The organism is Alcaligenes pakistanensis (assembly GCF_014652815.1).
Taxonomy (GTDB): domain Bacteria; phylum Pseudomonadota; class Gammaproteobacteria; order Burkholderiales; family Burkholderiaceae_B; genus Alcaligenes; species Alcaligenes pakistanensis.
Genome location: NZ_BMZN01000001.1, coordinates 715,250 through 728,734 on the forward strand (window position 1 = coordinate 715,250; position 13,485 = coordinate 728,734).

The following is a 13,485-nucleotide window of genomic DNA, read 5'->3' on the forward strand; positions in this document are numbered from 1 at the left end:
AAAAGCGAGGTACGGCTCAGTGCCTACACCCACTTGGGGTGTAGCAACCGAGGCCGGCCTCGCCCTACAACGACACGAATACTAAAGAGCGGCTTTTACGCGCTGAGCCACATCCAGTGGCACCCACTTGGACCAAGTGTCCTCGTGCTCTTTCAAGAACCAGTGCGCCACATCTTCGGGCTCACCTTCGGTTTTTTCCATATGCGCCATGGTGTCGTTCATCAGTTCGACAGGCATGCTGACATTGGCCAGGAAGGCCGTCAGCTCAGGAGCTGTTTTGGAAAATTCCATATTGACCGCGGTAAAGACCGGGTTTTCTGGATAGTCGCTAGGCTCGGGATTGGCACAATTGGGGTCAGTCAGACACCCGTGCTTTTTCTCGTCATAAGCAGGCAGTTCCAGCTTGACCAGATCCATGGAACCCACCAGAGGCGTGGGGTACCAGTAATAGAACACCACGTTTTCCTTGCGCTGGTAGGCAGAGGTCAAGGCAGCCTTTTGTGTAGCCCCCGTACCGGGCGAGAACAAAGTGTAGGTATCACCCAGTTTCAAGGCATTGAACAGATTGCCGCTGACCACTTCGCACCCCCAACCCGCCGGGCAGCCATAAAAGCGACCTTTACCGGGTTCTTCGGGATCTTTGAATTCATCTTTGAACTTGGGCAAGTCCGCTGCGGACTTCAGTTCAGGCAGACGCTCGGCGGTATAGCGTGGAATAAACCAGGCCTCACCACCCATATAAATGTCGCCAATACGTTTTACATTGCCCTTGGCTTCTGCCTGTTTCCAGGGGTCCGCCACACTGTTGAGCCAGATTTCAGTGTTGACATCCAGGTCGCCTCGCTCCAATGCGGCCAGAGCCGGAAGCGTCTCGACCGAGATGACCTCAGTCTTGCAGCCATAACCCTTGTCAGCGATGAAACGCTCGACTTCGGTCAGGACCAGATTCGATTCCCAATTCATGCCGCCAAAACGAACGGTACGATCCAGTTCGCAGGCAGCCGGCGCAGCAGCGTGTGCAGCGGACGACAAAGCCAGCAAAACGCTGGTCAGCACAGAGGCTTGAATCAGGGGGAAGCGGTGCAAGCGCGACTTGGCACCGGCGTGAGGGAAGTATGAAGACATGATGCTCCTCCTTGAGTTACTGGGACGCGTCCTGCATGATCAGTCGGCGCCAAGGCTAAAGGGGTGTGCGGAAGACGATGCTCTTATCGCCAATACATACCTACGTAGAGAGCGAGTGCCAGGCACTCACAAGAAACCCGGGACGATGTAGATGGGTAAAACCCTTTTTTATACCGTCCTGTGCCTTGACCGAAACAAACCGGCTGGGGCTGGGCTACACCGCGCGGGGCGATGATTTGGTGCGAATAGAACACGCGGATTAAGCGGCTCTGAGTCGAATTGATGAATCTGCTAAGGAGGCCATTCTACGGGCCTTTGCAATCAAAAACAAATTCTTACCGAGCTAAATCAGTAGAAATCTGCAATATGTCAATTGCAAAAACACAACAAAACCCTTGTTTGGCCTGGTTTTAGCGATTTATAGAATTCTTTTTTGTTACTAATTAATTCGCTTAAATTAGGCGGATTCAGAAAACAAACTCAAAAAGACAAATGACAAGGCATAAGACCTTGTCATTTGTCCCTAGGTTCAGGGGCTTAGCGCGAGTACATATAGTCACGCCGCCAGGGGTAGACCAGGTCTGGCGCGTACTCCAGCTCCTGAGCCCGCCCTGCACTTTGCGCCTGGGCCAACACTTGATGCAAAGCCATCCAGCCGTGCTCAAAGCCCATGGCACAACCGGCCAGATAAACCCGGTAAGCACGCAAGGATTTCTGCCCTTGCTCGGAATCAAGTGTTGCCTTGGCCTTATCCAGTTGGCTTTCCAACGCATCGCTCCAGGCCCATAAGGTACGGGCATAGTGGGGACGCAGATTCTCAATATCCAGGCCTTCCAGCCCTCCTTCGGCCAAATGACGCAGCACATGGCTGATATGAGTCAGCTCGCCACCGGGGAAAATGTACTTCTCGATAAAGTCGCCCATACCGGCACCCAGCTGGCTATTGTCCACACCACCGGCCGTAATGCCGTGGTTCAGAATCAAGCCACCCGGTTTGACCAGACGACGCAACTTGTCAAAATACCCGCTCAGCTGGGCGCGGCCCACGTGCTCGAACATGCCGACCGAGGCCAGCTTGTCATAGGGTTTGAGTTCATCCAGCTCACGGTAGTCCAGCAGCATCATGCGAGCCCGGCCCTTCAGGCCTTTCTGCTCGATCAGCCCATTCACATAGGCATGCTGGTTGCGCGACAAGGTAATCCCCGTCACATCCACATCGTAGTTTTCAGCCGCCCATAGCAAGAGGCCACCCCAGCCAGCCCCAACGTCTAAAAACCGCTCACCGGCCTGCAAACGCAGCTTGCGGCAGATATGGTCCAGCTTGGCTTCCTGGGCCTGGGCCAGGCTCATGTCCGGCTCCCGGTAATAGGCGCAGGAATAAACCCGACGCGGGTCCAGCCACAAGGCATAGAAATCGTCGGACAAGTCGTAGTGAAACTGGATCTGCTTGGCGTCCTTTTCCTGGGAATGACGCCAGACGGAAGCCAGATGCGTAACAATGGACGTCAGCCAGCCAGCTTGGGCGGCATCAACCGGGGAACCCGGCAAAATATCGGCAGCCAGCCGCATCAAATCGCGCATGGAGCCTTCAAAGTCCATCCGCCCTTCCACGTAGGCCTCACCCAACTGTCCGGATTGCCCGGCTGCCAGTTGCGCCAAGGTAGCGTTGTCTTTGATCATCAGATGAACAACAGCGTTGGCCGACCCGACCTGCTCCCCATTGGGTAAAGTCAGCCGAATCGGAACACTGAGCTGATCTAACTTAGCTTGGACCATTGATGAAATTGAACTCAACTTCGTCTCCTTGTATGTAAACAAACAAAGATGGCAATGTGTCGCCTGAATCAACACACCACCCGTAAGCGGTCAATCCTGTAGCCTAATACATCGACGCTCTGAATCCGTTGCGCCAAAGTCACGAATCACATGCTTCACACCTAAAGCACGTCGGTCAAAAATGCCCTTACCCCATGCTAAACTGCCTGCCTTTGGCCCTTTGCATCGGTTTGCCTTGATGCGCGGCGCGGGGGAAACGTTCTAGGCTTGCGGCCAGGATCTGCCCCACCTTAATACTTGGCCCGATGACACGCAACCACTCCCCTGCTTTTCCCTCCTGGCTTATTTTGATGGGGCTGCTCACCGCCCTGGGCCCTTTAGCCATTGATATGTACCTGCCCGCCTTTCCGGCGATGGCTGACAGCCTGAACACCTCCGCCGGCATGGTCGAACGCACCCTGGCCGGTTTTTTGTTGGGAGTGGGCGTAGCCCAGTTGGTCTATGGCCCCATGGCCGACCGCTTTGGACGCAAACCACCGCTGCTCCTGGGCGTACTGATTTTTACGGTCGCCTCTTTTTTCTGTGCCCGAGCCAGCGACATTGATGAGCTGACTGTCTGGCGTATTGTCCAGGCCTTTGGCGGTGCTGCAGGCATGGCGATTCCCCGCGCGGTTATCCGTGATCGCTTTGAGACGCGGGAGGCGGCGCGCGCCTTGTCCATGCTAATGCTGATTATGGGCGTGATGCCCATCCTGGCTCCCCTGATCGGGGGCCAGATTCTGCTATTTAGCGACTGGCGCGGCATCTTCATCTTTATGGCGGGCTCGGGTGTCCTGCTGTGGTTGCTGACTTTTTTCACCATGAAAGAGTCTTTGACCCCCGAGCGGGTGCTGCCACTACAGCCCAAACTAATTGCCCATAATTACAGTGCCCTGCTGCGTGACCGGCCTTTTATGTTTTATTCCCTGGCCGCCGGTTTTAGTTCTGCAGGTATGTTTGCTTATATAGCCGGGTCGCCACGCGTTTTCATCGAATTATTTTCAGTGGAACCGCGCCATTTTGGTTATTACTTCGGTGCCAACGCGGCCTGTCTGATTGTCTTCTCTCAGGTCAGTGCCCGCTTGCTCAATACTTATAGCCCACCCACCCTGCTGCGGGTGGCACAGGGACTGCAAGTGATCTTTACGGTTGGGGGCGCTGTATTGACGTTGCTGGGGGTACTGGATCTGACGTGGCTGATGGTGACCTTGATGGGCTTTATGGCCTGCCAGGGCTTTGTGAACCCCAACTCCGCTGCGCTGGCACTGTCCGAGCAAGGACATAGACTGGGCACCGCCTCAGCGCTGATGGGGGCCTTGCAAATGCTGTGTGGTGCGCTGGCCGGTTTTGCTGTCAGTAGTTGGGCGTCTTCTGATGCCCTGCCTTTAACCGCCGTCTTGGCCTGTTGCGCTGTCTTATCGTGGTTGTTTGGCCGCAATGCAGCGACTAAAGCACGGTAAAACTTGATCCAAGTGGTTTTTCCATATTAGAATAATCTTCTTTCGACCCCAGCTTGGGGTTAACACGATCCTAATTTTACAATCGCCCGCGGCTTTTTTCGTTTAGCGGAGGCTGATTAGATCTCAAGGGGTATGACCATGGCACGCGTATGCCAAGTGACCGGAAAAGGCCCAATGTCGGGCAACAATGTTTCGCACGCTAACAATAAAACCAAGCGCCGCTTCCTGCCAAACCTGCAGTCCCGTCGTTTCTGGGTTGAAAGTGAAAACCGCTGGGTTCGCCTGCGCGTTTCCGCTAATGCTATCCGCACCATCGACAAGAACGGTATCGAATCCGTTCTGGCCGAAATGCGCTCCCGCGGCGAAAAGTTCTAAGCTGCGCTTCTTAAACATTTAACCAGGAGCTCATCATGGCAAAAGGTATACGCGAAAAAATCAAACTCGAATCGTCCGCCGGTACGGGTCACTTCTACACCACCACCAAAAACAAGCGCAACATGCCTGAAAAGATGGTGATCAAGAAATTTGACCCCGTCGTTCGCAAGCACGTCGAGTACAAAGAAACCAAGCTGCGTTAATTCGCGCCCCGCTGCTACAGCGGACTGGTTTTCAAAAAGCCCCTGTCATGCAGGGGCTTTTCCTTTTTCTGCAGATCTATCACGATGTACAGGGGTAATGGTCCCGAAGAAAAACTGGCAGATCATTGGTTGCGGACGTAAACGGCACTTGATACATCAAGTCGCTGACAAAACCACGGTGATACGTACTGTGATTGACGACATGCAAAATAATTTGCTCGCGGGTCATGGCTCCCTGCCCTCCGCCAACAAATTCAAAATGAATCACCTTCCCCAAGTCCTCACAGGTCCAGGCATCCACACAGGCTATATACCAACGATCCATTGCCTGCACGGCTTCCCATAAATCAGCCAGAGCAGGCGTCTGATCAGTATTGCGCGAACTGTAGCGGTGCTTTTTGCCTTCCAAGTGGTGCCTGAAGATGTCATCCACCACGTACACATGATTCAAGGTGTGCACGATGTTGCCAAACCGGGTCAGCCTCTGCCTAAGGGCCTCACCGTCGGGCAGCTCCATCACATCCTTGAATGTCAGGCCATTCGCCCAGCGCTTGTAGCGCACCATCATCCTCAGGGTGTCTGCCACCGATGAAGGCTGCCCAAGCTGCCCATCCGCTGGCTTGGTAGTAGTCACGCCCTGCACTATTGTGCTCATGCTTGTTCCTAGAGTGGTATCAAAATCCGTGCAGCATAAAGATGCAGCTTTAGTTGGACGAGCTTAAAAGCCTCAAGCCCGCGGCCGCAAACGTCACTGAAAGCACGCCCTCAATCCAGCGTCGCGCTCTCGCATAAAGAGCAATCATGACTGCGGTTGAAAAGATAAGGGCATAGCCTCCAAACACCAGAATGCCTAGCGAAACACAGCCTGCCACAATCATCGTCAAGCCACCGGCGGACGTATCCTGACCAATACCCAGCGAGATAATCGCGACCCAGCACAACGCGGCTGGCCCGCCATCAGAAGTGAGCAGGCGGCGCACCAAACCCAGTGGATTTAACAAAGCATCATAAAAATGCCCCGCCCGCTCCAGGTCGCACGACCCGACAGTAATGTGACTGAACATCAAGCTCTCCTGCCTGGCCCTCAATACGACCCGGCACCTTTCTTCAAGAACCTGCCTTTAACAGGCATAAACACTAACGTTATACTAATTCCAGGCGTCTGACTGACTGAATTTTCGACCATTCTTTGTCACTCCCCCCTGACCGAATTCTGGCTTGATCTCTGGCCCCAGCCGCAAAACAGGCTCAAAAAGAGCTAAGCTACTGCCCTTTAGTGAGTCCCAGTGTCGCGTGCCTTGCACGAACGCCCTCACACCAAAACCTTTTGCTCTCTACAGGCCGTTTTGACACGCCTGCCGCCTATCCGCCATCGAGCCTCATAAACGGCCTGCCTGGCAAGCGTCCACATCGACATTTGCCCCGTATAATGGCGGATACTCCTTTACTTCTGTCTAAAACGGTATTGCCACTCATGCAGGAACGTTACAACCCCAGCGAGGTTGAACAACTCGCTCAGCAAAACTGGACCGATCGGGACGCCTATCGTGCCGTCGAAAACGCCACCAATCCTGATGGCTCGCCCAAACCCAAGTTTTACGCATGCTCCATGCTGCCCTACCCTAGCGGCAAGCTACACATGGGCCACGTACGCAACTACACCATCAACGACATGATGGCGCGCCAGCTACGCATGCGCGGTTTTAACGTTCTCATGCCCATGGGCTGGGATGCTTTTGGCATGCCGGCTGAAAATGCCGCCATCAAATCGCAAGTGCCACCCGCCAAGTGGACCTACGACAACATCGCTTACATGAAAAAGCAGATGCAGGCGATGGGTCTGGCAATCGACTGGTCGCGCGAAATGTGCGCCTGCGACCCCGAATACTACAAATGGAACCAGTGGCTGTTCCTGAAAATGCTGGACAAAGGCATTGCCTACCGCAAGACCCAGACCGTGAACTGGGACCCGGTAGACCAAACCGTCCTGGCTAACGAACAGGTTATTGAAGGCCGCGGCTGGCGCTCGGGTGCGTTGGTTGAAAAGCGTGAAATTCCTGGCTACTACCTGCGCATTACCGATTACGCCGAAGAGCTGCTGGAAACCGTTAAAACCGGTTTGCCCGGCTGGCCCGAGCGTGTTCGCCTGATGCAGGAAAACTGGATTGGCAAGAGCCAAGGCGTGCGCTTCGCCTTTCCCCACGACATCCGCGACGAACAAGGCCAACTGATTCAAGACGGCCGCCTGTACGTGTTCACCACTCGCGTGGACACCATTATGGGCGTCACCTTCTGTGCCGTTGCCCCTGAGCATCCGCTGGCTACCCTGGCCGCCCGTAGCAATCCCGAACTGGCTGCCTTTGTCGAAGAATGCAAGAAAGGCGGCACGACGGAAGCCGATATGGCTACCCGTGAAAAAGAAGGTCTGCCCACCGGCCTGACCGTCAAGCACCCGCTGACTGGCGCGGACGTTCCAGTCTGGGTCGGTAACTACGTCTTGATGAGCTACGGCGACGGTGCCGTCATGGGCGTCCCCGCTCACGACGAGCGCGATTTCGCTTTTGCCCTCAAGTACCAATTGCCTATTCAGCAAGTCATCGGTGTTGAAGGCAAAGACTACGACGCCACCCAATGGCAAGACTGGTACGGCGACAAGCAGCAAGGCCAAACCATCCATTCCGGCAAATACGATGGCTTGGCCCATGTTGCCGCCGTCGATGCCATTGCCGCCGATCTGAACAGCCAGGCGCTGGGCGAAAAACAAACTACCTTCCGTCTGCGCGACTGGGGTATTTCCCGCCAGCGCTACTGGGGCACTCCAATCCCAATCATCCATTGCGACGATTGCGGTCCGGTTCCTGTTCCAGAGAAAGATCTGCCCGTGATTCTGCCTGAAGAGCTGATCCCTGATGGCAGCGGCAACCCGCTGAACAAGCATGAGGCCTTCCTGAAGTGCGCCTGCCCGTCTTGCGGCAAACCGGCGCGTCGTGAAACCGACACCATGGACACCTTCGTGGACTCGTCCTGGTACTTCCTGCGCTACACCACGCCGGCCCTGACCGACTCCATGACCGATCCCCGCACCGATTACTGGATGCCTATGGATCAGTACATTGGCGGTATCGAGCACGCCGTGCTGCACTTGCTGTATGCACGCTTCTGGACCAAAGTCATGCGCGACATGGGTCTGGTCAAGATTGACGAGCCCTTTACCCGCCTGCTGTGTCAGGGCATGGTGCTGAACCACAGCTATACACGTCGCACACCACAAGGCGGCATCGAATACTTCTGGCCTGAAAACGTCGAGAACGTCTACGACGAAAAAGGCGCCATTGTCGGCGCCCGCTTAAAGAGCGATGGCCTGCCCGTGCAGTACAACGGCATTGGCACCATGTCCAAGTCCAAGAACAATGGTGTGGACCCACAATCGCTGATCGACACGATGGGTGCGGATACCGCCCGTCTGTTCATCATGTTCGCCAGCCCGCCAGAGCAAACGCTGGAGTGGTCGGATTCAGGGGTAGACGGAGCCAACCGCTTCCTGCGCCGCCTGTGGTCCTTCTGCTATAACCACGCCGACGCCCTGCGTGCCGGTAACGCCCAAACAGCAGACTGGAGCGATCTGGACGCGGCAGCCAAGCGCACCCGTCTGGAAATCCACTCCTTGCTCAAGCAAGCCAATTACGACTACGAACGTATTCAGTACAACACTGTGGTCTCGGCTTGCATGAAGATGCTCAACACCCTGGAGCAGACTCAATGGGAAGACACTCCAGCCGCTCAACGCGCTCTGGCTGAAACCACATCCATCCTGTTGCGCGTTCTGTACCCTGTGGTGCCGCACATCACCTGGAAACTGTGGCGTGAACTAGGCTGGGCAGAGGGTCTGGGCGATATGTTGGACGCCCAATGGCCTGAACTCGATGAGCAAGCCCTGATTGCCGACGAAGTCGAACTGATGCTGCAAGTCAACGGCAAGCTGCGTGGTTCGCTGGTCGTGCCCCAGGGAGCGGAAAAAACCGCCATTGAACAAGCTGCAGCCGAACACGCCGCTGTGCTCAAGTATCTGGAAGGCCGCCCCGCCAAGCGCATCATTGTGGTGCCTGGCAAACTCGTTAACGTCGTAGGTTAATCATGCATTTAGCCCGCCTGTTTCCTTCCGCCTCGCTGTCTGTTCCTGCACCCAGGTCGTGGGGACTGGCGGGCTTGATTATCCTGCTGAGCCTTGTTCTGACAGCGTGTGGCTTTCACCTGAAAGGGGTGGCTCCGCTGCCGTTCAACGCAATCTATACCAACATTACGGACAACAGCGCTTTTGGCGCGAACCTGCGCCGCAGCATCCAGGCCAGCTCGCCCCAAACTCGTTTTGTGGAACGCTCACAAGAGGCTGAGGTCATCTTGCAACAGCTATCCCACAGCCGAAATCAGCGCGAAATTTCCATCAATGCCAAAGGCCAAGTGGAAGAATACGAATTGCAACTGAGCTTTGTATTCGAACTGCTGGACGCTAAAGGCCGTGTTATTTTGCCGCCCACAACGCTGAACGTGATCCGTGAAATGCCTTACGACGCGGATGCCGTCCAGGCCAAGGACAGCGAAATCGAGATGATTTTCCGTGATATGGAGCAATCGCTGATTAACCGCATTGTGCGCCGCTTGAGCTCGCCTGATGTCGCCAGCGCCTATCACTTTATGTCCAGTCAACCTGACGCCAGTTCTCTGGAAGACATGGAACTGCTGCCCACTCGACAACAGGCACCGTTGTAATCATGGGACGCAGGGCCGACCACGACACCTTGCTGCGCGAACTGGCCACGCCATCTGCAGCCTTCCAAGCGCTGTATGTGGTCTCGGGTGACGAACCCCTGTTGCTGGTTGAAGCAGCCGACGCCATACGCGCCCGCGCGCGCCAGGACGGGTTCACCGAACGCAGCAGCTTCACGCTGGACGCGCGTGCGGACTGGTCCCCCTTGTTTGCCGTTGCACAGAATATTTCCTTGTTTGGCGATCAAAAACTGGTGGATCTGAACATCCCCAGCGGCAAGCCGGGTAAGCCGGGTGCCGATGCCCTGCAAAAGCTCTGTCAGCTGATCAGTGGCGGGCAAATGGACGGCACCAGCTTTCTGATTCAGCTTCCCCGTCTGGATAAGGCCACTCGCAATAGCAAATGGTGCCAGGCCCTGGAACAAGCGGCTTATTGGGTCGAGATTCAGCCCATTAACCGTAACTCCCTGGGCGGCTGGATTGCCCAGCGCTTGAAATCACAGGATCAAAGCCTGGAGCGCAACAGCCTGGAATGGATGGCCGACAAGGTCGAAGGCAACCTTCTGGCCGCTCATCAGGAAATCCAGAAACTGGCTCTTATTTACCCGCCGGGCCAATTAAGCCAGGAAGAGTTAGAAAACGCCGTCTTGAACGTGGCGCGCTACAGTGTGTTTGATCTGCGCGACTCCATGCTTGCCGGCCAAAGCCAACGCGCCTTAACCGTGCTGGATGGTCTGCAGGCCGAAGGCGAGGCCTTGCCCCTCGTGCTGTGGGCTGTGGGCGAAGAAGTGCGTACACTGGCACGCTTATCGCAAGCTCGTCAGCAAGGTCAGGATCTATCCAACCTGTTTCGCCAGTACCGCATCTTCGGACCGCGTGAAAAACTGGTTCGTCAGGCTCTGGATCGCATTCCACCGCAGAGCTGGCCAGCGTCGGTGCTACATGCACACGATATAGACCGTTTGATCAAAGGTCTGCACCCCAACGGACGTCAGCAAGACCCGTGGGAAGAAATGCGCCGCCTGACCCTGCGTATCGCGGTAGCGACACAAGCGCCTCGTCGCTGAGCGTCCAATACCCCTTAACCTCTTAATTGTTGCGATAATGCTCTCTTGAACCGGAGAGTTACACGGCTATGAACGATATTACCCAGTCCTCTGCCGCCACCCAGGTCGGCGATCTGTCCACCATGATGCAAGATTTGGGCAAGCGCGCCCAGCTTGCTGCCCGTCGCATGCGCGCCGCCACTGGCAAAGCCAAGGCGGATGCCCTGCGCTATATGGCCGACGCCCTGATTGAGCAAAAAGCCACCTTACAAGCCGCCAACGAGCTGGACTTGCAAGCGGCGCGTGAACGCCAGATTGCTCCGGCCATGATTGAACGCCTGGCCCTGTCGGACCGCGCCCTTGAAATCATGACGACAGGCTTACGCCAGATTGCGGATATGGACGATCCAGTTGGCCAGATCAGCGCCTCCCGCACCCGCCCTAACGGCATGCGTGTGGCGCAGATGCGTGTACCTCTGGGTGTGATCGGCATCATTTACGAATCACGCCCCAACGTCACGATTGACGCGGCGGCCTTGTCCCTGAAATCCGGTAATGCCACCATTTTGCGTGGTGGTAGCGAAGCCTTTCACTCCAATCAGGCTCTGGCACAGATTATTTCCAGCAGTCTGGAGCGCGCCGGTTTGCCCAAAGAAGCCGTGCAAGTAGTCCCCACCACCGACCGCGATGCCGTTGGCTTGCTGGTTACCATGAACGACTATGTAGACGTGATTGTCCCTCGTGGTGGTAAAAGCCTGATCCAGCGCCTGAGCACAGAGGCCACCGTGCCCTTGATCAAGCACCTGGACGGCAATTGCCACGTCTATGTTGATGAGTTTGCCGATCTGGAAAAAGCGACCCGCATTGTCTTTAATGCCAAGACCTATCGCTATGGTATTTGCGGCACGATGGAAACGTTGCTGGTTCACCGCAACATTGCACCTGCCTTCTTGCCCGAAATTGCACGTCAATTGCAAGAAAAAGGCGTGGAACTGCGTGGCTGCGAGCAAACCCGTGCTTTAATCGCCAATGTGGCTCCTGCCACCGAGGAAGACTGGGAAACCGAATTTGCCGCTGCCATCCTGGCCATCCGCATCGTGGATTCCATGGATCAGGCTATGGACCATATTGCCCAGTACAGTTCCGAGCATACTGAATCCATCGTGACGGAAAACCTGAGTCTGGCCGAGCGTTTCCAGCGCGAAGTAGATTCCAGTTCCGTCATGGTGAACCTGCCTACCTGTTTTGCCGATGGCTTCGAGTACGGCCTGGGTGCAGAAATCGGTATTTCCACCAACCGTCTTCACGCTCGCGGCCCAGTCGGCCTGGAAGGTCTGACGACTTATAAATGGGTCTTGCATGGCAATGGCCAAATGCGTGGTTAAATCATGCTTTGGCTAAAAACATTTCACATCTTGTTTGTGACCTCCTGGTTTGCGGGGCTGTTCTATCTGCCCCGCCTCTATGTCAATCTGGCCCAGGAGAACGATGCCAAGACCTATGAAACGCTCTTGGGCATGGCCCGGCGCCTGTATCGCTTTATGGCTCCTTTGGCCATTTTGACCTTGCTGACAGGCCTTGGTTTGTTTTTGTATTACGGCATAGGCAAAGGACAGGGTTGGATGCACGCCAAACTAACTCTGGTTTTAATCCTGTTTGCTTTTCACGGTGTGTGCGGACGCTATCTGCGGCAATTCCAGCAAGGGCAACAAACCCGCTCACACGTATTCTTCCGCTGGTTCAATGAAATTCCGGTCATCGTTCTGCTGCTGGTCCTCATCCTGGTGGTTATAAAACCCTTCTAATTCCTTATTCATGTCAGACCAATCTGAACGCAAGACCCTAAGCCTGGGCACAGGCCCTAAAAAGAAAGCCAGCAATGCGGAACCCCGCGTGCGCTCGGGTGCGCGCGCGCGTGCGGCCACCCTGCAGCAAGACCGCCAAGGCGGAGCTAAACGTGAAGCCCGCCCCTACGCAGAAAAGCGTGACCAGGATCGCCGTGAGCGTCCTGCCTTTGACCGTAACCGCGACAGCCGTCCGCAATCGGGCGAACGTCGTGAGTTCTCCGGTGAGCGCCGTGAACGTCCCGCATTCGACCGCAACCGCGAAGGTCGTCCTCAAACAGGCGAGCGTCGTGAGTTCTCCGGTGAGCGCCGCGAACGACCTGCATTCGACCGCAACCGCGAAGGCCGTCCTCAAACAGGCGAGCGTCGTGAGTTCTCCGGCGAGCGCCGCGAACGCCCTGCTTTCGACCGCAATCGTGACAGCCGCCCGCAATCGGGTGACCGTCCTGCATTCGACCGTAACCGCGAAGGCCGTCCTCAAACAGGCGAGCGTCGTGAGTTCTCCGGCGAGCGCCGCGAACGCCCTGCTTTCGACCGCAATCGTGACAGCCGCCCGCAATCGGGTGACCGTCCCGCATTCGACCGCAACCGCGAAGGCCGCCCTCAAACAGGCGAGCGTCGTGAGTTCTCCGGCGAGCGCCGCGAACGTCCCGCTTTCGACCGCAATCGTGACAGCCGCCCGCAATCGGGTGACCGTCCCGCATTCGACCGCAACCGCGAAGGCCGCCCTCAAACAGGCGAGCGTCGTGAGTTCTCCGGCGAGCGCCGCGAACGCCCTGCTTTCGACCGCAATCGTGACAGCCGCCCGCAATCGGGTGACCGTCCTGCATTCGACCGCAACCGCGAAGGCCGT

12 protein-coding genes and 1 pseudogene are annotated in these 13,485 nt (G+C 56.1%); 9 read left to right on the top strand and 4 right to left on the bottom strand.

The window, feature by feature from the left end:
* Window positions 1–81: 81 nt before the first annotated feature.
* Together IE156_RS03300 and IE156_RS03305 are read right to left on the bottom strand one after the other, a co-directional pair.
* Window positions 82–1,125, bottom strand: coding sequence for an ABC transporter substrate-binding protein (locus IE156_RS03300; RefSeq protein ID WP_189391043.1), 1,044 nt, complete (start codon window positions 1,123–1,125; stop codon window positions 82–84).
* A 537-nt stretch (window positions 1,126–1,662) separates the two neighbouring features.
* Window positions 1,663–2,919 carry a class I SAM-dependent methyltransferase gene (locus IE156_RS03305; RefSeq protein WP_189391044.1) on the bottom strand — a complete coding sequence of 419 codons (1,257 nt, stop codon included), beginning with the start codon at window positions 2,917–2,919 and terminating at the stop codon, window positions 1,663–1,665.
* A 332-nt stretch (window positions 2,920–3,251) separates the two neighbouring features.
* Here IE156_RS03305 and IE156_RS03310 point away from each other — a divergent pair, with 332 nt between their 5' ends.
* The 3 genes from IE156_RS03310 (at window position 3,252) to rpmG (ending at window position 4,978) form a co-directional block, all read left to right on the top strand.
* A complete protein-coding gene (locus tag IE156_RS03310; protein WP_189391045.1) occupies window positions 3,252–4,400 on the top strand; it encodes a Bcr/CflA family multidrug efflux MFS transporter in 1,149 nt (382 codons plus the stop codon).
* Between the two features lie 138 nt (window positions 4,401–4,538).
* The gene (gene rpmB, locus IE156_RS03315; RefSeq protein ID WP_121739234.1) at window positions 4,539–4,775 is read left to right on the top strand and encodes a 50S ribosomal protein L28; all 237 of its coding nucleotides are present in this window, start codon (window positions 4,539–4,541) and stop codon (window positions 4,773–4,775) included.
* Between the two features lie 35 nt (window positions 4,776–4,810).
* Window positions 4,811–4,978, top strand: coding sequence for a 50S ribosomal protein L33 (rpmG, locus tag IE156_RS03320; protein ID WP_003802781.1), 168 nt, complete (start codon window positions 4,811–4,813; stop codon window positions 4,976–4,978).
* A gap of 79 nt (window positions 4,979–5,057) precedes the next feature.
* On the opposite strand, the gene IE156_RS03325 is transcribed toward rpmG, so the two are convergent.
* Both IE156_RS03325 and IE156_RS18340 read right to left on the bottom strand, forming a co-directional pair.
* Window positions 5,058–5,546: a DinB family protein gene (locus IE156_RS03325; RefSeq protein WP_229841021.1), complete on the bottom strand. Its 489-nt coding sequence runs from the start codon at window positions 5,544–5,546 to the stop codon at window positions 5,058–5,060.
* Between the two features lie 136 nt (window positions 5,547–5,682).
* The gene (locus tag IE156_RS18340) at window positions 5,683–6,042 is read right to left on the bottom strand and encodes a hypothetical protein (protein ID WP_229840931.1); all 360 of its coding nucleotides are present in this window, start codon (window positions 6,040–6,042) and stop codon (window positions 5,683–5,685) included.
* A 410-nt stretch (window positions 6,043–6,452) separates the two neighbouring features.
* Here IE156_RS18340 and leuS point away from each other — a divergent pair, with 410 nt between their 5' ends.
* From leuS to IE156_RS03360, 6 genes and pseudogenes are all read left to right on the top strand, one after another.
* Complete coding sequence (gene leuS, locus IE156_RS03335) at window positions 6,453–9,110, top strand: leucine--tRNA ligase (protein WP_189391047.1); 2,658 nt, start codon at window positions 6,453–6,455, stop codon at window positions 9,108–9,110.
* Window positions 9,111–9,112: 2 nt separating this feature from the next.
* The gene (locus tag IE156_RS03340; RefSeq protein ID WP_189391048.1) at window positions 9,113–9,745 is read left to right on the top strand and encodes an LPS-assembly lipoprotein LptE; all 633 of its coding nucleotides are present in this window, start codon (window positions 9,113–9,115) and stop codon (window positions 9,743–9,745) included.
* A 2-nt stretch (window positions 9,746–9,747) separates the two neighbouring features.
* Window positions 9,748–10,809 (top strand): DNA polymerase III subunit delta, encoded by a 1,062-nt coding sequence (holA, locus tag IE156_RS03345; protein ID WP_189391049.1) that lies wholly within the window; start codon window positions 9,748–9,750, stop codon window positions 10,807–10,809.
* 68 nt (window positions 10,810–10,877) lie between these two features.
* Complete coding sequence (locus IE156_RS03350) at window positions 10,878–12,173, top strand: glutamate-5-semialdehyde dehydrogenase (RefSeq protein WP_373296480.1); 1,296 nt, start codon at window positions 10,878–10,880, stop codon at window positions 12,171–12,173.
* 3 nt (window positions 12,174–12,176) lie between these two features.
* The gene (locus IE156_RS03355) at window positions 12,177–12,593 is read left to right on the top strand and encodes a CopD family protein (protein WP_189391050.1); all 417 of its coding nucleotides are present in this window, start codon (window positions 12,177–12,179) and stop codon (window positions 12,591–12,593) included.
* Window positions 12,594–12,603: 10 nt separating this feature from the next.
* Window positions 12,604–13,485: pseudogene (locus tag IE156_RS03360) on the top strand (DNA methyltransferase); the annotation flags it as partial.

What these genes read in the sequence shown, in the direction of transcription:
- IE156_RS03350 (WP_373296480.1), top strand. Translation starts at nt 10,878, where the DNA reads ATGAACGATATTACCCAGTCCTCTGCCGCCACCCAGGTCGGCGATCTG.
- IE156_RS03300 (WP_189391043.1), bottom strand. Translation starts at nt 1,125, where the DNA reads ATGTCTTCATACTTCCCTCACGCCGGTGCCAAGTCGCGCTTGCACCGC.
- IE156_RS03355 (WP_189391050.1), top strand. Translation starts at nt 12,177, where the DNA reads ATGCTTTGGCTAAAAACATTTCACATCTTGTTTGTGACCTCCTGGTTT.
- holA (WP_189391049.1), top strand. Translation starts at nt 9,748, where the DNA reads ATGGGACGCAGGGCCGACCACGACACCTTGCTGCGCGAACTGGCCACG.
- rpmG (WP_003802781.1), top strand. Translation starts at nt 4,811, where the DNA reads ATGGCAAAAGGTATACGCGAAAAAATCAAACTCGAATCGTCCGCCGGT.
- IE156_RS03325 (WP_229841021.1), bottom strand. Translation starts at nt 5,546, where the DNA reads ATGATGGTGCGCTACAAGCGCTGGGCGAATGGCCTGACATTCAAGGAT.
- IE156_RS18340 (WP_229840931.1), bottom strand. Translation starts at nt 6,042, where the DNA reads ATGTTCAGTCACATTACTGTCGGGTCGTGCGACCTGGAGCGGGCGGGG.
- leuS (WP_189391047.1), top strand. Translation starts at nt 6,453, where the DNA reads ATGCAGGAACGTTACAACCCCAGCGAGGTTGAACAACTCGCTCAGCAA.
- rpmB (WP_121739234.1), top strand. Translation starts at nt 4,539, where the DNA reads ATGGCACGCGTATGCCAAGTGACCGGAAAAGGCCCAATGTCGGGCAAC.
- IE156_RS03340 (WP_189391048.1), top strand. Translation starts at nt 9,113, where the DNA reads ATGCATTTAGCCCGCCTGTTTCCTTCCGCCTCGCTGTCTGTTCCTGCA.
- IE156_RS03310 (WP_189391045.1), top strand. Translation starts at nt 3,252, where the DNA reads ATGGGGCTGCTCACCGCCCTGGGCCCTTTAGCCATTGATATGTACCTG.